Annotated in this window: 13 protein-coding genes; 6 read left to right on the forward strand and 7 right to left on the reverse strand. The window is 40.8% G+C overall.

The genetic code is table 11. From position 1 onward, the window contains the following. Positions 1-55 precede the first annotated feature (55 nt). Together nfo and ASU1_RS02345 are read left to right on the forward strand one after the other, a co-directional pair. A complete protein-coding gene (nfo, locus tag ASU1_RS02340) occupies positions 56-898 on the forward strand; it encodes a deoxyribonuclease IV (RefSeq protein WP_039194948.1) in 843 nt (280 codons plus the stop codon). A 134-nt stretch (positions 899-1032) separates the two neighbouring features. Next, a complete protein-coding gene (locus ASU1_RS02345; protein WP_039195699.1) occupies positions 1033-1620 on the forward strand; it encodes an NlpC/P60 family protein in 588 nt (195 codons plus the stop codon). 39 nt (positions 1621-1659) lie between these two features. On the opposite strand, the gene ASU1_RS02350 is transcribed toward ASU1_RS02345, so the two are convergent. Further along, positions 1660-2115 (reverse strand): LexA family protein, encoded by a 456-nt coding sequence (locus ASU1_RS02350; RefSeq protein WP_014991239.1) that lies wholly within the window; start codon positions 2113-2115, stop codon positions 1660-1662. Positions 2116-2349: 234 nt separating this feature from the next. Then, the gene (gene grcA / locus ASU1_RS02355; protein WP_005622661.1) at positions 2350-2736 is read right to left on the reverse strand and encodes an autonomous glycyl radical cofactor GrcA; all 387 of its coding nucleotides are present in this window, start codon (positions 2734-2736) and stop codon (positions 2350-2352) included. A 204-nt stretch (positions 2737-2940) separates the two neighbouring features. On the opposite strand from grcA, the gene ung reads away from it, so the two are divergent. After that, positions 2941-3612, forward strand: coding sequence for a uracil-DNA glycosylase (gene ung / locus ASU1_RS02360; RefSeq protein ID WP_014991241.1), 672 nt, complete (start codon positions 2941-2943; stop codon positions 3610-3612). 421 nt (positions 3613-4033) lie between these two features. Here ung and ASU1_RS02365 read toward each other — a convergent pair whose 3' ends face one another. The 5 genes from ASU1_RS02365 to grpE all read right to left on the reverse strand — a co-directional run bounded on the left by ASU1_RS02365 (position 4034) and on the right by grpE (position 10465). Next, entirely contained in the window at positions 4034-4432 is a 399-nt protein-coding gene (locus ASU1_RS02365; RefSeq protein ID WP_014991242.1) for a (R)-mandelonitrile lyase, read from the reverse strand. A 93-nt stretch (positions 4433-4525) separates the two neighbouring features. Continuing rightward, positions 4526-5062, reverse strand: coding sequence for a hypothetical protein (locus ASU1_RS02370; protein WP_014991243.1), 537 nt, complete (start codon positions 5060-5062; stop codon positions 4526-4528). Positions 5063-5147: 85 nt separating this feature from the next. After that, positions 5148-9047, reverse strand: coding sequence for an ATP-dependent RNA helicase HrpA (gene hrpA / locus ASU1_RS02375; RefSeq protein WP_014991244.1), 3900 nt, complete (start codon positions 9045-9047; stop codon positions 5148-5150). A gap of 171 nt (positions 9048-9218) precedes the next feature. Then, positions 9219-9671 (reverse strand): DUF441 domain-containing protein, encoded by a 453-nt coding sequence (locus ASU1_RS02380; protein WP_039194952.1) that lies wholly within the window; start codon positions 9669-9671, stop codon positions 9219-9221. A gap of 197 nt (positions 9672-9868) precedes the next feature. Next, complete coding sequence (gene grpE, locus ASU1_RS02385; protein ID WP_014991246.1) at positions 9869-10465, reverse strand: nucleotide exchange factor GrpE; 597 nt, start codon at positions 10463-10465, stop codon at positions 9869-9871. Between the two features lie 244 nt (positions 10466-10709). On the opposite strand from grpE, the gene ASU1_RS02390 reads away from it, so the two are divergent. From ASU1_RS02390 to recB, 3 genes are all read left to right on the forward strand, one after another. Beyond that, entirely contained in the window at positions 10710-11792 is a 1083-nt protein-coding gene (locus ASU1_RS02390) for an extracellular solute-binding protein (RefSeq protein WP_005596365.1), read from the forward strand. Between the two features lie 143 nt (positions 11793-11935). Beyond that, positions 11936-13327 (forward strand): MATE family efflux transporter, encoded by a 1392-nt coding sequence (locus ASU1_RS02395; protein ID WP_014991247.1) that lies wholly within the window; start codon positions 11936-11938, stop codon positions 13325-13327. Between the two features lie 22 nt (positions 13328-13349). After that, positions 13350-16958, forward strand: coding sequence for an exodeoxyribonuclease V subunit beta (gene recB, locus ASU1_RS02400; protein WP_014991248.1), 3609 nt, complete (start codon positions 13350-13352; stop codon positions 16956-16958). Positions 16959-16987: the final 29 nt, after the last annotated feature.

Genomic DNA, 16987 nt, shown 5'->3' on the forward strand with positions numbered 1-16987 from the left:
GTAATGATTTATAAAGGTTAAGAAGTTAGCCATTTTACACGAATAGGATAAGAAGATGAAATATATTGGTGCGCACGTGAGTGCTTCGGGTGGTGTCGAGAATGCTGTGTTAAGAGCGGTTGAAATTGGCGCAAATGCTTTTGCTTTATTTACTAAAAACCAACGTCAATGGAAAGCGCCAGCTCTAAAAGCGGATACGATTGAGAAATTTAAACGCTTTTGTAAGGCGCATCAGTTCTCACCGGATCATATTTTACCGCATGACAGTTATTTAATTAATTTAGGCAATCCGGAAGCGGAAAATTTGGCAAAATCACGAGAAGCTTTTATTGATGAAATGGAACGGGCAAATCAGTTAGGACTAAAGCTACTGAATTTCCACCCCGGTGCACATTTAAATAAAATTTCGGAAAGTGAATGTTTAGCGCGCATTGCCGAATCGATTAATATTGCGGTGGAAAAAGTACCGAATGTGGTTGCGGTAATTGAAAATACAGCTGGTCAGGGTTCTAACCTTGGCTATCGTTTTGAACATTTAGCCGAAATTATTGACCAAGTGGAAGATAAAAGCCGAGTAGGTGTTTGTTTAGATACCTGTCACTTATTTTCAGCCGGTTACGATATCGGTTCATTACAAGCTTGTGAGCAAGTATTTACCGAGTTTGAACAGATTGTCGGTTTTAAATATTTACGAGGAATGCACTTAAATGGCTCAAAAATGCCATTAGGTAGTCGAGTAGACCGTCACCACACATTGAGAGAAGGCACAATCGGCACAGATTTTTGCAAATTTATCATGCAAGATGACCGTTTTGATGATATTCCGCTTATTTTAGAAACAATTCAGCCTGAAATTTGGGCAGATGAGATAAAATTTTTGCGGACATTGGCAAAATAATCGACTATACTGGCTCAGCTTATAACTTAAGGCTTATCAGTGGATAAGCCTTTTTAATGTGAAACGTTATTTTTAGACTTTATTTTTAGATATAGGAATCAACCGCTGTAGTTGTTCTGGCGAGACAAATTATGATTAAACAAAATTCTACTTTTACAAGGCTTAAGCCGTTATTCACCACAGTATTGTTTGCAGCGATTACAAGCTATTCATCAATGGCTTCTGCTAGTTTAAGTAGTACTCCCGCCACACCGAATCAAATCAAAATTGTTGCTAAAGCAGCAACTGCTGATCAAATTAAAGCACAGCTTGCTTATAAAGCTTCCGCAAAAGCAAAATCTGCAACAGATAATTCATCCGCAAATTCAGCTACTCAAAAAGTAAATAAGATTTATCGTAAGTGGGCTGGTACTCGTTATCGTTTAGGCGGAGAAGGGCATAATGGCATTGATTGTTCCGCTTTTGTGCAGAAAACAATGCTCGGTGCATTTAATATTGATTTGCCTCGTTCAACCGCAGAGCAACGTTATTCAGGTCGTTCAATTTCAAAATCAGAATTACGTCCGGGCGATTTAGTATTCTTTCGCCGCAATAATCACGTAGGCGTTTATATTGGTGGCGGTAAATTTGTTCATGCCAGTACAAGCCAAGGTGTAACGACAAGTTCACTGTCGGAACGTTATTGGGCTAGAAACTATACGCAATCTCGCCGAGTAATGTAATACTAAGGTCGCTAAATGATAAATTAGCGACCTTCTTATTTATGCGGCATATTTTCTCTCGGTAACTTGTGCAAAGCGGTGACGCATTTGGTGTACAACATTTGTAATTACGCCGGCAACTGTCACTTCTTGCCAGTTTTGTATACGTAAATTCGGTTCGCTAACATCTAGTGAAAAAAGAATAATTTCGTTTATACCTTCATTATTCTCAATTTCTTTAAAGAACTGGTAAAATTTATATTCGCCATTTTTCTCAATTACAAGCAGATCGTTTACTAAATATTGAGCCGATTGCTCAACAATCAGTAAATCATCCAATTCAATCCCCCAAGCGATTAGGTTAGGATTTTTAACCTGTATAAAAAAGGTTTCTGTCGGGCGTTTAATGCAAAGTGAATTAAGATCTAATTTGATTGAACGTTCGCTATTCATATCACGGTACATTGGTATCGGTTGATATGATAATTCACGTGTAAGCGGTCGAATTGAAGCCATCTTTGTTATCCTCTATCTAAACTGTGTGTTTATACAGGTTATTTTACTGATTAAAAAAACAGTGTCAATCTTGTTTTGAAATTTTTTTGTAAAAAAATCCAGTGTTTTGTTTGTTTTATCGTATGGAGAGAATATTGAACAAGCGGTGGAATTTGGCACAGAATTTGTAAATTGCGGGCAATAAAAAAAGCACCCGAAGGTGCTTTTTTAAGAAAATTGGCAGTAAAACTGTTATTATAAGCTTTCTGTGAAAGTACGAGTAATTACGTCACGTTGTTGTTCTGGTGTTAATGAGTTGAAACGCACTGCATAACCAGAAACACGGATAGTTAATTGTGGATATTTCTCTGGGTTTTTAACCGCATCTTCTAATGTTTCACGGCGTAAAACGTTAACGTTTAAGTGTTGGCCACCTTCAACTTTGATTGTCGGAGCAACGTTTACCGGTACTTCGCGGTATGAAATTTGACCTAATTCGCTGATTGCAACGATTTGGTCTTCTTTATAAGCATCACCTTTTGCAGCGATACAGCGAGCTTCGTTTTTCTCTTCATCTAATAACCAGAAAGAGTTTACTAAGTTGCTGTTTGAAGATTCTGTAATTTGTACGCCCTTGATCATTTTGATACTCCTAAGTATTGGCTAGATAATTATAAAATTTTTTGATAAATTCAAATTTTGTTTATGTGGTGAATTTTATCATTTTTTTTGAAGAATTCTACTAAAAGTTGAAAAATGTAATCAAAAAATTATCAATTGACTAAAAAACAATCTGAAATGTAGAAAAAACTTAAAATTGTTTAACACTTTTTAACAGGACAAGCTATGAATAATTGGACGGAAGCGCTAGGCGAAGAAAAGCAACAAGCTTATTTTCAACAAATTTTACAGCAAGTACATCAAGAAAGAATGAATGGTGTAACGGTTTTCCCACCGCAAAAAGAAGTATTTAGTGCCTTTGCTTTAACGGAGTTTAAAGATGTGAAAGTGGTGATCTTGGGGCAAGATCCTTACCATGGTCCAAACCAAGCGCACGGTTTAGCATTTTCGGTAAAACCACCGGTCGCGCCGCCACCTTCTTTAGTTAATATGTATAAAGAATTGGCGCAGGATATTGAGGGCTTTCAAATTCCAAATCACGGATATTTAGTTGACTGGGCAAAGCAAGGCGTGTTGTTGTTAAACACCGTACTAACGGTGCGTCAAGGGCAAGCGCATTCACACGCCAATTTCGGTTGGGAAATTTTCACCGATAAAGTAATTGCTCAACTTAACCAACACCGTGAAAATTTAGTCTTTTTATTATGGGGCAGCCATGCGCAGAAAAAAGGGCAGTTTATTGACCGCTCCCGCCACTGCGTATTGACCGCACCACATCCATCACCGTTATCCGCCCATCGAGGATTTTTAGGCTGCCGCCATTTCTCCAAAGCGAACGCTTACTTAAGAGAAAAAGGCATTCAAGAAATTAACTGGCAGTTACCGATGAATGTATAACAAATCACAAGCGGTTAAATTTGCGGATTTTTTTGCAAGTCTATATGTCAAATCTCCCCCAACCCCTCTTTGTTAAAGAGGGGGGACTGTTTCAGTGTAATCAGTGATTCCGTGATTAAAATAATAACAGCGCAAGGCTCTGCTGGCACGAATGTCCTCACTTGTGCCTTTATTATTTGAAAGAGACTTGAGCCACAGAGTGGCTCATTCAGCCGAAGGCTGATCGTAACCACGTACGGTTTACCGTGCGTGGGCAATAAGTGGTTACAATTATGTAGTAGTTATACAGCGCCATATTTTACCTTGCACGAGCCGTGCAAGGCTGATTAAGCCTAGCCCTGTTAGGGCTATAGAGCCACAGAGTGGCTCGGATTAATTAACGCCATACGGCTCGTATGACGTTAAAACGAAAAAGGGCTTATCAAGCCGAATGCACTTGTGCGTATTCTTCGTCGGTGACCGGTGATAGCCAAGTAACCTTTTTTCCCTCTCTATAATTTGTGATAGCTAAATGCACTAAATCACTGTCGGCACTTGCGCCGTGCCAATGTTCAATATTCTCAGGGATATTAATCACATCACCGGTTTGAATTGCTTGTGCTGGTTTTCCTCGTTCTTGATACCAGCCTTTACCACTCGTTACAATCAATACTTGCCCTTTCGGGTGCGTATGCCAATTGGTTCTTGCCCCTTTTTCAAAGGTTACGCTACCGATAGAAAATTCATTATTGTGATCCGCATCCAATACCTCGGTTAAAAAGGTGCTGCCGGTAAAAAATTCAGGGGAACGAGGTTCGCCTTTCGGGAAAAGTGTTTGCATAGGGTTATCCTTTTATTACTCCTTATAAATAGGTGAATTTGCAAATAACTATATTGTAAAATTATTACTGGGTAAGTACTTTATTTTCTTGTACTAAATTAGTATAGAAAAAATTAATCCTTCAGTCCTAAATAATTGATTTAGATTAGATTCAAGTTCTCTTAATTTATTTTTTTCATCATGCCAATTGCGTAATGAGATTATGATACCTGAATCTTTATTATTTAAAATAAGTTTATTGACTAAACTTTCTAAATATACTGATTTAAAATATGGTGATAAATGTTTTTGAATCTTTTCTTTAATTCTTTTTTGATCAGTTAATGTATAATCGCCCTCTTTAAATTTTGAAACGCTTACATCAGTTTTTCTAACCTCCAAACCTGAGTTTTGTTTAGGAATACGTTTTTTAATGTCATCGATATCTATACTTATATTTAATATCCTATTGTTTATATTTTCATAAGTAAGGTCTTGCCATTTTTCATATGTGTCACTAAGTTTTTTGTATTTCTTAGTCAATAATATACTCCATATACCTAAGAATATACTAATGACACTTGATATTAAGGATGTGCATTCTGATGTTAATATTGAGGATATACATTCTGATACTAATATTTTTTCCATATATAAGTTCTCCTAAGTTGATATTTTTTTCTGAATCAGAAATTTTTCTAAGATAGCATCGTTTCTGAATAGAAAATAGATTAAATTACTTTAAATCCCCAATCGCATTCAAAATACGTTTGTCCGAAATCGGGTATTTAGTGCCAAGTTGTTGGGCGAACAGGCTGACACGTAACTCTTCAATCATATAACGAATTTCTAACACTTCGTCAGGGATTGCTTTAGATTTCGGCAGTTTGGTGAGTAATTGCTTATAAGCATTTTCTACTTGTTCCACCCGTAACATCTTCGCTCGGTCGGTGTTGGTATCCGTGCCGAGTTTATCCAATCGCTTGTCGATAGCGGTTAAATAACGGTGTAAATCGGCAAGGCGTTGATAGCCGGTTTTGGTCACAAAATTCGGATAAACCAAACCGCTTAATTGCGCTTTAATATCCGACAAGGCAAACGCCATGGTGAAGTCCATTTTGCCTTTCATTCGTTTGTTGAGTTCAAAGGCAAGTGTGAGGATTTTCTCTACTTGTAGCGCAATTTCTGCGGTAGTGTCGTTTAAGTTGCCTCGTACAAATTCGTGTAATTCATTGAATTTTTCTTCGGTCCAAACAAAGCCGCCGAATTCATCCACCAATTTATCCACCGCACAAGCGATACAGTCATCAATCAATTCCAACACTTTACCGAATGGGGCAAAGTACAACCCAAGTTTTGCTTTGTTCGGCAATTTTTCGTGTAAGTATTTGATTGGTGAAGGCACGTTGAGCAATAGCAAACGGCGTAAACCGGCTCGCATTGCACGGGCTTGCTCGAATTCGGTTTCGAATAATTTTACGCCCACTGCGGTTTGCTCATCGACAATTGCCGGATAAGCTTTTACGCTGAAATTGGCTTTTTTCTGCTCGTAGAATTGCGGTAAGTTAGCGAAATTCCACAAATGTACACCGCTTTGCTCGATACCGTCATCAGCAATGGTCGAAAGGCTTTCTTGCACCTGATCTTTCAGGGCAAACTTCAGTTCGTCCAAGTTTTCGCTTTCTTGCAGTTTTTTACCTTTTTCATCCACCACACGGAATGTCATACGTAAATGTGGTGCAAGTTGCGACAGATCCCACAGCTCCGGATCAATGGTTACACCAGTCATACGGCGAAGCTCGTAAGCCAGACTTTCTAGCAATGGTTTTTGATACGGTTCGGCTCTGCCTAAAAACGCATCTGCATAGTTCGGTGCCGGTACAAAATTACGGCGAGTGGCTTTCGGTAATGATTTAATTAACGCTACCACTAGCTCATGGCGAAGTCCCGGAATTTGCCAGTCAAAGCCCTCCGGCTCCACCTGATTAAGTAAAGGCAACGGAATATGCACGGTTACGCCGTCGTGATCTTTACCAATTTCAAATTGGTAACTTAATTTCAGTTTAAGCTGACCTTGATACCAGAAATTTGGGAAATCTAAATCGCTGACCGTATTGGCGTTTTCATTCATTAAGAATGATTTTTCAAAGTTGAGCAATTCAGAATCTTTTTGACTTGCCTTTTTCCACCATGTATCAAAATGGCGGCTGGATACCACTTCTGTTCCAATGCGTTGATCGTAGAAGTCGAATAGGGTTTGTTCGTCCACCAAGATATCTCGACGGCGCGATTTGTGTTCGAGGTCTTCCACCTCTTTGATCAAGCGGTTATTTTCTTTGAAAAATTTGTAATTATTATGCCAATCACCCTCAACCATTGCCGAACGAATAAAGATTTCACGGCTGACAGTCGGATCAATTGAACCGTAATTGACAAGACGATTCGCTACCACCGGAATACCGTAGAGCGAGACTTTTTCATACGCCATCACTGCGCCTTTGGATTTCGACCAATGTGGTTCGCTGTAACTACGTTTTATTAAATGTCCGGCGAGTGGCTCAATCCATTCCGGTTCGATTTTTGCCACGGTTCTTGCCCATAACTTGGTGGTTTCTACCAGTTCGGACGCAGCAAGCCACTTCGGCTGCTTTTTGAAAAGCGCCGAATTCGGGAACACATAAAAATGCGCATTTCTCGCCCCGAGGTAGTGCATTTTTTCGCTGTCTTTCAGCCCGATATGTGACAGCAAACCGGTTAGTAAGGCAGTGTGAATTTGCTGATAGTTTGCTTCTTCACTATTAATCGGCAAGCCCATTTCTCGTACAGAAAGACGTAGTTGATGATAAATATCCTGCCATTCACGTACACGCAAATAATTGAGAAAATCTTTCTGACATTGCTTGCGGAGCTGGTTTTTGGTCAGTTCTTTTTGCTGAGTTTGAATGTAATGCCACAAATTCACAAACGCCAAGAAATCGGAGTCTTTGTCAGCAAAACGGCGATGTTTTTCATCCGCCGCTTGTTGGCGTTCTTGCGGACGTTCACGCGGATCTTGAATCGAAAGCGCAGAGACAATCATCATCACTTCGTGTAATGAACCGTTTTGTGCCGCGGCAATGACCATACGACCTAAGCGAGGATCGATGGGGAGTTGGGCAAGTTGACGACCGATTGCGGTTAATTTATTGCCATTAATCGCGCCTAATTCTTCTAGTAAACGAATACCGTCCTGCACCTGTCTGGTATCCGGACGATCAACAAATGGAAACGCCTCAATATCCGACAAACCGAGCGAGGTCATTTGTAAAATAACCGAAGCGAGATTCGTACGCAGAATTTCCGGATCGGTAAATTCTGGACGAGCGTTAAAATCCTCCTCTGAATAGAGGCGGATACAAATCCCTTCGCTAGTTCGTCCACAACGGCCTTTTCGCTGGTTGGCGGAGGCTTGAGAGATCGGCTCGATAGGCAAACGTTGCACTTTGGTGCGGTAGCTATAGCGAGAAATACGTGCCGTACCGGTATCAATCACATATTTGATATTCGGAATGGTGAGTGAGGTTTCCGCTACGTTGGTGGCTAAAATCACACGATTTAGACCGCTTGGCTGGAAAATGCGTTGCTGTTCGGCTGCCGAAAGGCGAGCGTAAAGCGGTAGAATTTCAGTGAATCTTAGCTCTTGTTTTTGTAGCGCTTCGGCAGTATCACGAATTTCACGCTCACCGCTCATAAAAATCAAAATATCGCCGCGACCTTCGGCTTGAAGTTCATCAACAGCGTTGAGAATACCTTGTAGTTGGTCTTGGTCATCTTCTTCCACAATTGGACGATAACGCACTTCCACTGGAAAGGTTCGTCCGGAAACCTCAATAATCGGCGCATTATTGAAATGGCGAGAAAAACGCTCGACATCAATGGTCGCCGAGGTAATGATCACTTTTAGATCGGGGCGTTTATGCAGAATTTGTTTCAGATAGCCGAGAATAAAATCGTTATTGAGCGAGCGTTCGTGCGCTTCGTCAATAATTAACGTATCGTATTGATTGAGATAGCGGTCGTTTTGGATTTCGGCAAGCAAAATACCGTCCGTCATTAATTTTACTAGGGTGTTTTCGCCCACTTGATCATTAAAACGAACTTTATAACCGACTGTTGCACCCATTTCGCTTTTTAATTCTTCGGCAATACGGTTTGCCACCGAACGAGCGGCTAAACGGCGGGGTTGAGTATGTCCAATCAAGCCTTTTACGCCACGCCCGAGTTCCAAGCACATTTTCGGTAACTGAGTGGTTTTACCCGAACCGGTTTCACCGGCAATCACCACCACCTGATTTTCTGCAATCAGTTTTAAGATTTCTTCGCGGCGAGCGGAAACCGGTAAATCGGGATAAGTGATTTCAAGGCTGGAATGCTGTGCTTTTCTGGCTTGGAAAGCTGCTTGTGCTGAGAGAATTTCACGTTCAATTTCCGCAATCACATTGTTTTTGGCTTCTTGTTTTTTGATGGCAGAAATACCGTGAATACGAGCACGCAAACGGCGGTAATCGGTATTAGTGAGTTCTTTTAAGTTGGCGATTAATGCTTTCTGACTCTCATCAAGCGGTCTATTTTTGAAATTTTTTTGCGAAGGTTTCATTGTCTTGTCTTAACTATGTATTGCCTTAACGATATTTGGCATTATGCGAGATATTTTGAGACAAATTATAGCCTAAATTGAGGGGAAACAGTAGGTAGAAGAAACCGCTTGCAACGCTCACTTAATAAGAGAGGGGGAACAAGCGGTCTAATTTTGAATAAATTTTACCAATTAGCCTTTACCGATTAATAGAGAAAGGATACCGGCAGCGATTAATGGACCGACTGGCACGCCACCAAGTAATGCCACGCCGATAATGGTACCAACTAATAATCCGGTGACTAACAGCGGTTGACTACCCATTAAACTTACCCCTCTGCCACCTAACCAAGCCACCGCAATTCCTGCAACCACGGCAAGCAACATCTTCCAATTTAAAAATTCAGAGAATGAGGGGAGGGAAATTTTACCGGATACAATCGGGCTTAATACACCGATAGTCAGAATGATAATCCCAATGCTTAAACCGTGCTTATCTAAAAAGGGCAGATATTTGCTGAGGAATGTTTGTTGCACCAGTAACAGCACCGCCGCAGCAATGGTAATTGAATTGTTGTTTCCGACCACACCAAGAAAAATCAGTGCGACAAGGAAAAGCGAGATAGGGTTGAATTGTAGGGACATAGCTTGATATGAATGAGATTAAAATATTATCCTCGTTTCTCTCAAAAGTGAGTAAGTGAGGGGGCAGAAAATCAGTGATTTTCAGATAGAGAGGGATTTGCTGATTTTTATCAAATTTAGACCGCTATCCCTCTCTCTGCCGGTTCGCTGAACGCTTCACCGGCTGTCTCTCTCCCGCAAGCGGGCGAGAGTAAAATTTAGCCGGCAACCATTACCATTGCCGGGCGAAGTACGCGGCCTTGTAGGGTATAACCTTTTTGTAAAACCACGCTGATATGGTTTGCTTCGATACCTTCCGCCGGTTGCATAGAAATTGCTTGGTGAAGTTCCGGATTGAAGACTTCGCCGACAACACCGACCGCTTCCACACCGAATTTAGCCAGAGTAGAGATAAATTCTTTATGGGTCATTTCCACACCGTCAACCAATGCCTGTGTTTTTTCATCGGTGACTGCCGTATCAAGCGCATTTAAGCCACGCTCAAGGTTATCTACTACGGTTAATAATTCTTTTGAGAATTTTTCAAGTGCGAATTTATGTGCTTTTTCAACATCTTGTTCGGCACGGCGGCGGATATTTTGGATTTCCGCTTGCGCACGTAATTGAATATCTTTTTCACGGTTGTCCGCTTCCGCAATATAAGTTTCTAACTCATTAATACGTGCATAAGCCGCTGCTAATTCAGCTTCGACAGGTTGTTCTTGTTGTACTTCGGCTGTTTGTTCTAATTGCGCTTCGTTTGCAACTTCAACTTGTTCGGCTTGAGCTTGTGCATTTTCGTTTTGAGCTGTCATTTTAAATCCTCTTCGTTTCAAATATATAAATGAAAAATCATTACTAATATAGCGTTAAATTTGCTGATTTCAAGGTAAAAGCGGTAATGTGAATAAATTATTAAAAATAATTTGCAAAAAATTGCCGTTTTGATTAGAAAATCCTTGCAAAATCTAGGGGGTGGCTTAAAATCGCCCTCGTCTTTTAAGCCCTTAGGCAAGGCTATATTTTTTACTCATCTTTTCTTTAACGGAGAAAACTTAAATGAAAAAATTAGCGGGTTTATTTGCAGCAGGTTTAGCGACAGTTGCATTAACAGCGTGTAATGAAGAAAAGCCAAAAGCGGCTGAAGCAGCGGCTCAACCGGCAGCAGCGGGAACAGTTCACCTTTATACTTGGACTGAATATGTGCCTGAAGGCTTGTTAGATGAATTTACAAAGCAAACCGGTATCAAAGTAGAGGTTTCAAGCCTTGAATCTAACGAAACCATGTATGCGAAATTAAAATTACAAGGTAAAGACGGCGGTTACGATGTTATCGCACCTTCTAACTACTTCGTTTCAAAAATGGCGAAAGAAGGTATGTTAGCGGAATTAGATCACGCAAAACTTCCTGTAATCAAAGAGTTAAACCAAGATTGGTTAAACAAACCTTATGACCAAGGTAACAAATACTCTTTACCGCAATTATTAGGTGCGCCGGGTATCGCATTTAACTCAAATGACTATAAGGGCGATGCGTTCACTTCTTGGGGTGATTTATGGAAACCTGAGTTTGCGAATAAAGTACAATTATTAGATGACGCACGTGAAGTATTTAACATTGCGTTATTAAAATTAGGTAAAAACCCTAATACAACCAATCCGGAAGAGATTAAAGCGGCTTACGAAGAGTTAAGAAAATTACGTCCAAACGTACTTTCTTTCACTTCAGACAACCCAGCGAACTCATTTATCGCAGGTGAAGTATCTGTAGGTCAATTATGGAACGGTTCTGTACGTATTGCGAAAAAAGAACAAGCGCCGGTAAACATGGTGTTCCCAAAAGAAGGTCCTGTACTTTGGGTTGATACGTTAGCCATTCCGGCGAATGCGAAAAACAAAGAAAATGCGCATAAGTTAATCAACTACTTATTAAGCGCACCGGTTGCGGAAAAATTAACGTTAGAAATCGGTTATCCGACTTCAAACGTAGAAGCGTTAAAAACATTACCAAAAGAGATTACCGAAGATCCGGCAATCTATCCGACAGCTGATGTGTTAAAAGCGGCACAATGGCAAGACGATGTAGGTAATGCAATCGAACTTTACGAAAAATATTACCAAGAGTTAAAAGCGGCGAAATAATTCGTTAGCCTAACGGATAAAGCCCTCGAGAAGCGATTTTCGAGGGCTTTTCGTTTTTACAAGCGGTCTAATTTTGCAAAATTTTTGCGAAAAACAGCCGCTTGTTGCCGTATAATAACCTCCGTATTTTGAAAGAGGTAATTATGAATCTGCAATGGCAAAAATATCCGGAAAACACACGTAAACTATTTAAACTCACGCTGCCGATTTTTATTTCTCAGCTCTCGGTAGCGGGGATGGGGCTTGCCGATATTGTGATGGCGGGGCTAGTGAGTGACGATGATGTGTCTGCGATTGCGGTGAGTAATTCCATTTATTTCCCTCTCTTTTTATTTGTATTAGGTTTGCTTAATGCAATCACGCCAACCGTTTCTTATTTAAACGGATCGAACCAGCGTCATTTAATTGCCCACCAAATTCGCCAAGGTTTTTGGTTGGTTTGGGCGTGTGCAATTCCTTTGATTTTCGTGTTCCTAAATAGTCATTGGATTTTAGATTATATGAATACGCCGCAAGCTTTTTCGATTAAATCGCAACAATATTTAGCGATTATGGCAATCGGTGTTGTGCCGGCACTATTGGCGGTCAATTTGCGTTGTATGAATGACGGTTTATCCAATCCGAAGCCGGCAATGCGTATCACTTTCTTAGGATTATTGCTGAATATTCCGCTCAATTATATTTTTATTTTCGGTAAGTTTGGATTACCGGAAATGGGGGCGGTCGGTTGTGGTATAGCAACTGCAATTGTGAACTGGGTCATGTTCTTATTGTTATTCCATTACAGCTACACTAATAAATCTCAGAAAGATATCGGCTTATTTAACCGTTGGTTTGAAATGCCAAGCGGTCAAACTTTGCTAAAAATTTGCAAATTGGGTTTGCCGATCGGCTTTGCGACTTTTACCGAAGTGATGTTGTTTTCGGCGTCCGCTTTACTGCTTTCGCCGCTCGGTTCACAAGTGGTGGCAAGTCATCAGGCGGCACTGCAAACCAGTTCGTTATTATTTATGATTCCGATGTCTTTCAGTATTGCGACCACAATTGTGGTAGGAAAAACCTTGGGGCAGAAACAAGTCGAAGAGGCAAAAATTATTAGCTATCACGCTCTGATTACCGGTGCGCTGTTTGCATTAGCGGCAGCGGTCGTGATTGTGATTTTAGATGAAATTATTCCACTGGCATTTACCAGCGACCCGGTTTCGATTGCAATTGCAGCGCATTTATTGTTGTTTGCAGCGGTATATCAAATTCCGGATTCGTTACAAGCGGTGGCAAACGGTATTCTGCGTGGTTATAAACATACCAAACCGATTTTATATGTCACAATGTTCTGTTATTGGGTGATCGGTATGCCGTTCGGCTATATTTTAGCGCGAACGGATTGGATTGTTGAACCGATGGCGGCATCAGGTTTTTGGTTTATTTTCTGTGTCAGTTTAAGTATTGCCGCCGGTTTGTTAATTTACCAAATGCACAAAATCCAACAGGTTCCTGCGGATCAATTACTAGCAAAATTAGAACGCATTAAATAATGATTGAATATTGAGTAAAATAATGAAAACCCTTTCTCCGATTGAACTGCCGTTAAATTGTACTGCATTAATTGAAGCGTCCGCCGGTACCGGCAAAACCTTTACCATGGCAAATTTATATTTGCGTTTGCTACTAGGAATTGGTTGTGCGCCTTTAACGGTTGAGCAGATCTTGGTGGTAACCTTTACTAAAGCGGCAACCGAAGAATTACGTGATCGTATTCGTAAAAACATCAAAGCTTGTCGTACTTTTTTACAAGAATACGATGCGGAAAAAGCCTATGATGCCAATGATTTCTTCTTCCAATTAGGTCAGCAGATTGAAAGTGTGGAAGAGGCGATTCTACGTTTACGTATTGCCGAACGCGAGATCGATTTAGCCAGCATTTTTACCATTCACAGTTTCTGCCAAAAGATGTTGTTTCAATTTGCGTTTGATTCGGGTATGCGTTTTGACAGCGATTTGCAGCCGGATGAGAGTGATTTGTTACGCCGTTTAAGTGAAGAAGTTTGGCGTGAAATGTTCTATCCGATGGGGCTGACCGAAACGGCGGCAGTGGCGGAATATCTCGGCACACCGGACAATGCTTTTGCGGCAATTCGTGTCTTTGTGTCTGCCGAATTACCATTATTGTCGGATGAACAACACTGGTTGAATGGCGATCTCGCTACTCATTTGGCTGCCTTGCAGCATTTTTTAGTGGATGCTAAACAGCATTGGTTGGCACACGGAGAAGAAATCAGTCGCTTAATTGAAACCGAATTAGCGAAAAAATATAAAACCGGCGAGAAAAAAGCACTTAATCGCCGTTCTTACCAAACTCGTTACTTAGAAAAATGGCGTGCTTCCGTGGACGAATGGGCGGCAAGCTCGCTTTCCTATTTGCCGGAAGAACAGTTTGAGCGCTTCTGTCAGGATTTTCTAAACGAAAAAGCGGAAGAGGGCGCAGAACCGTTAGTTCATCCGCATTTTGCAAAAAATCAGCAAATTCTGACCGCTTATCAACAGCAGTTTGCCAATAAACAAAAGCCGTTATTGCTCTACCAATTCTTACTCGCAGTGAGAACAAAGTTAGCGGATTATAAAGCGACACATAGTGAAAAAAGTTTTAACGATATGCTCAGCTTTCTTAATCAAGCCCTAAAAGGCGAGAGAGGAACAGCATTAGCCGCACAAATTCGCGCGCAATTTCCGTTTGCGATGATTGATGAGTTCCAAGATACCGACAAAGAGCAATATGAAATCTTCCATAAGATTTTTATGCAAGAAAAACATACAAATCAAGGATTTATTATGATCGGCGACCCGAAACAGTCGATCTATAAATTCCGAGGTGCGGATATTTTCACTTATTTGACCGCTTCTCAACAGGCGCAACAAAAACGCACGTTAGCCAAAAACTGGCGCTCGTTGCCACCAATTGTGAGCGCAACTAATCGTTTATTTGAATTTCCGGAAGCTGCTGCACACAGTTCTTTCTTGTATCAAGGTATTCAGTTTCACTCGGTGGAAGCGAAAGCGAGCGAAGCTGAATTAATCGGTGCTGACTATGTAAATTGTTATCTACAAGCAAAATTTGATGAAAAATTAGCGGCAAAGCAGTGTGCTTACCAAATTCAGCAGCAGCTTAAGCAAATGGAAGCGGGTGAATTTGGCTTAAAATTTACCAATACTATGGAAGAGATTAATGCGTTTCAGGCAAAAGATATTGCAATTTTGGTGCGTAGCCACTCGCAAGCTACATTGATAAAAAGTGCATTAGCCGAACTGGGCATTCGTTCGGTATTTTTGTCGGAAAAAGAAAGCGTCTACCAATCGGAAACCGCTAAAGAATTATTGTGGGTGTTGTATGCCTGTTTAAATCCGTATCATCAACGCCATTTACTCAGTGCGTTAGGCACAACCCTTTGGGGGCTGTCTGCAACGGAGATTTATCAACTGAAAAATAGCGAATTGCAGTGGGATGAACAGGTAGGGCGCTTTATTGCATATCAGCAAATTTGGCAACAACAAGGCATTTTACCGATGTTGCATAAGTTATTTATGCAAGAGGGAATTATTGAGCGCTTACGAGCTAACCCGCGTGACAGTGATCGCCGCCTAACGGATTTATTGCATTTAACGGAATTACTACAAAATGCTATGCCGAGCTTAGAAAACGAATCAGCGTTAGTGCGTTGGTATGAACGTCAGTTGGCAAAAACGGATAGCACGGAAGAGCATATTTTACGCTTAGAAAGTGAAGAAGAACTGATTAAAATTGTGACCATTCACGGTTCAAAAGGTTTGCAATATCCGATCGTTTGGTTGCCGTTTATCGGTAAAAAAAATCAGGGTTCTAAAGCAAGCAATTTGGCTATCTACCGTGATGAACAAGGACAAGCGCATTGGTATTTCGGGAAACCGTCAGAAGAAATCCAAGTGCTGATGGATCGGGAAGAATTAGCTGAAGATCTGCGTTTGCTTTATGTAGCGGTTACGCGAGCAGAATCACAGCTTAACTTGATTTTGCCGCAACGATTTGAAGACGGTTGGAATGCGGTGCATTATTTGCTGAGCAATGGCGAAATCGGTTTAGATAAAAGCTATAAAGCTGAAACGGGTACAGCGGACTATTTGCAACAAAAAGGGATTGATTGTCAAGCGGTTGAATTAGACGAAAAAATTGCAAATGATGAATGGCGACCGGCTCCGTTTGTGTCAGAGACTTTATCCGCTTGTCATTTTTCCGGGCAGATTCAGCAGATGGGGCTAGTAACCAGTTTCAGTGCATTGCATCAACAACATGAATGGGCGATGCAACATCACACGGAATATAGTATGCCGAAAGCATTTGAGAATGCTGGACAAGATTATGACCAGCAACAAGTGCTTACGCCCGAAGCTGATAATCTTTTCACGTTGGAAAATGAAGAAACGAATGCCTATTCGTCTTATCAATTTCCTCACAGCACAAAAGTCGGGAATATTTTACACAGTTTCTTTGAGCACTGTGACTTCCAACAAGCGGTCGATTTTGAGCAAATTCTTACCATTTGCGAGCAGTTAGGTTTAGATGAAAACTGGCATGAACCATTACAACAATGGTTCGAAAAGGTGCTTACAACGCCGTTTAGTGAGGCAGAATTTGCGCTAAAAGATGTTCCGATGACAAAACGTTTGAATGAATGGCAGTTTTATTTACGTTTAAAAAATTCGGATGGATTACGCAAGCTAAATCAATTGTTAAAGCAATATAGTGCGGTTTCGGCAAAATTACCTGAATTGAATTTACCTCAGCTGGAAGGCTATATCCGTGGTTTTGTTGATTGTATCGTACAAATGCATGGTAAATTTTATCTGATCGATTATAAGTCCAATTTTTTAGGTTATTTAGCACAAGATTACAGCCGACAAAATTTGGAAAAAACGATCGGGCAATATCGCTATGATCTGCAATATCTGCTTTATACACTAGCGCTACATCGCTATTTACGGGTACGTTTGGGTGATCAGTATGAGTATGAGCGTGATTTTGGTGGCGTGGCATATTTATTCTTACGAGGAATGAACGGCACAACCAATAGCGGTGTATTTTTCGAAAAGCCTTGCAAGCAGTTAATTGAAGGTATGGATGAAATATTCGGTTAATGACACAGAGAAAAGGGCTACCGGTTGGT

Origin of the sequence: Actinobacillus suis ATCC 33415 (genome assembly GCF_000739435.1) — a bacterium.
GTDB classification, from domain to species: Bacteria; Pseudomonadota; Gammaproteobacteria; order Enterobacterales; family Pasteurellaceae; genus Actinobacillus; species Actinobacillus suis.

Excerpts from the sequence above, each read along its gene's own strand:
- nfo (WP_039194948.1), top strand. The coding sequence starts at position 56 with ATGAAATATATTGGTGCGCACGTGAGTGCTTCGGGTGGTGTCGAGAAT.
- grpE (WP_014991246.1), bottom strand. The coding sequence starts at position 10,465 with ATGACAGCTCAAAACGAAAATGCACAAGCTCAAGCCGAACAAGTTGAA.
- ASU1_RS02395 (WP_014991247.1), top strand. The coding sequence starts at position 11,936 with ATGAATCTGCAATGGCAAAAATATCCGGAAAACACACGTAAACTATTT.
- ASU1_RS02350 (WP_014991239.1), bottom strand. The coding sequence starts at position 2,115 with ATGGCTTCAATTCGACCGCTTACACGTGAATTATCATATCAACCGATA.
- ASU1_RS02365 (WP_014991242.1), bottom strand. The coding sequence starts at position 4,432 with ATGCAAACACTTTTCCCGAAAGGCGAACCTCGTTCCCCTGAATTTTTT.
- ASU1_RS02390 (WP_005596365.1), top strand. The coding sequence starts at position 10,710 with ATGAAAAAATTAGCGGGTTTATTTGCAGCAGGTTTAGCGACAGTTGCA.
- grcA (WP_005622661.1), bottom strand. The coding sequence starts at position 2,736 with ATGATCAAGGGCGTACAAATTACAGAATCTTCAAACAGCAACTTAGTA.
- ASU1_RS02370 (WP_014991243.1), bottom strand. The coding sequence starts at position 5,062 with ATGGAAAAAATATTAGTATCAGAATGTATATCCTCAATATTAACATCA.
- hrpA (WP_014991244.1), bottom strand. The coding sequence starts at position 9,047 with ATGAAACCTTCGCAAAAAAATTTCAAAAATAGACCGCTTGATGAGAGT.
- recB (WP_014991248.1), top strand. The coding sequence starts at position 13,350 with ATGAAAACCCTTTCTCCGATTGAACTGCCGTTAAATTGTACTGCATTA.
- ung (WP_014991241.1), top strand. The coding sequence starts at position 2,941 with ATGAATAATTGGACGGAAGCGCTAGGCGAAGAAAAGCAACAAGCTTAT.
- ASU1_RS02380 (WP_039194952.1), bottom strand. The coding sequence starts at position 9,671 with ATGTCCCTACAATTCAACCCTATCTCGCTTTTCCTTGTCGCACTGATT.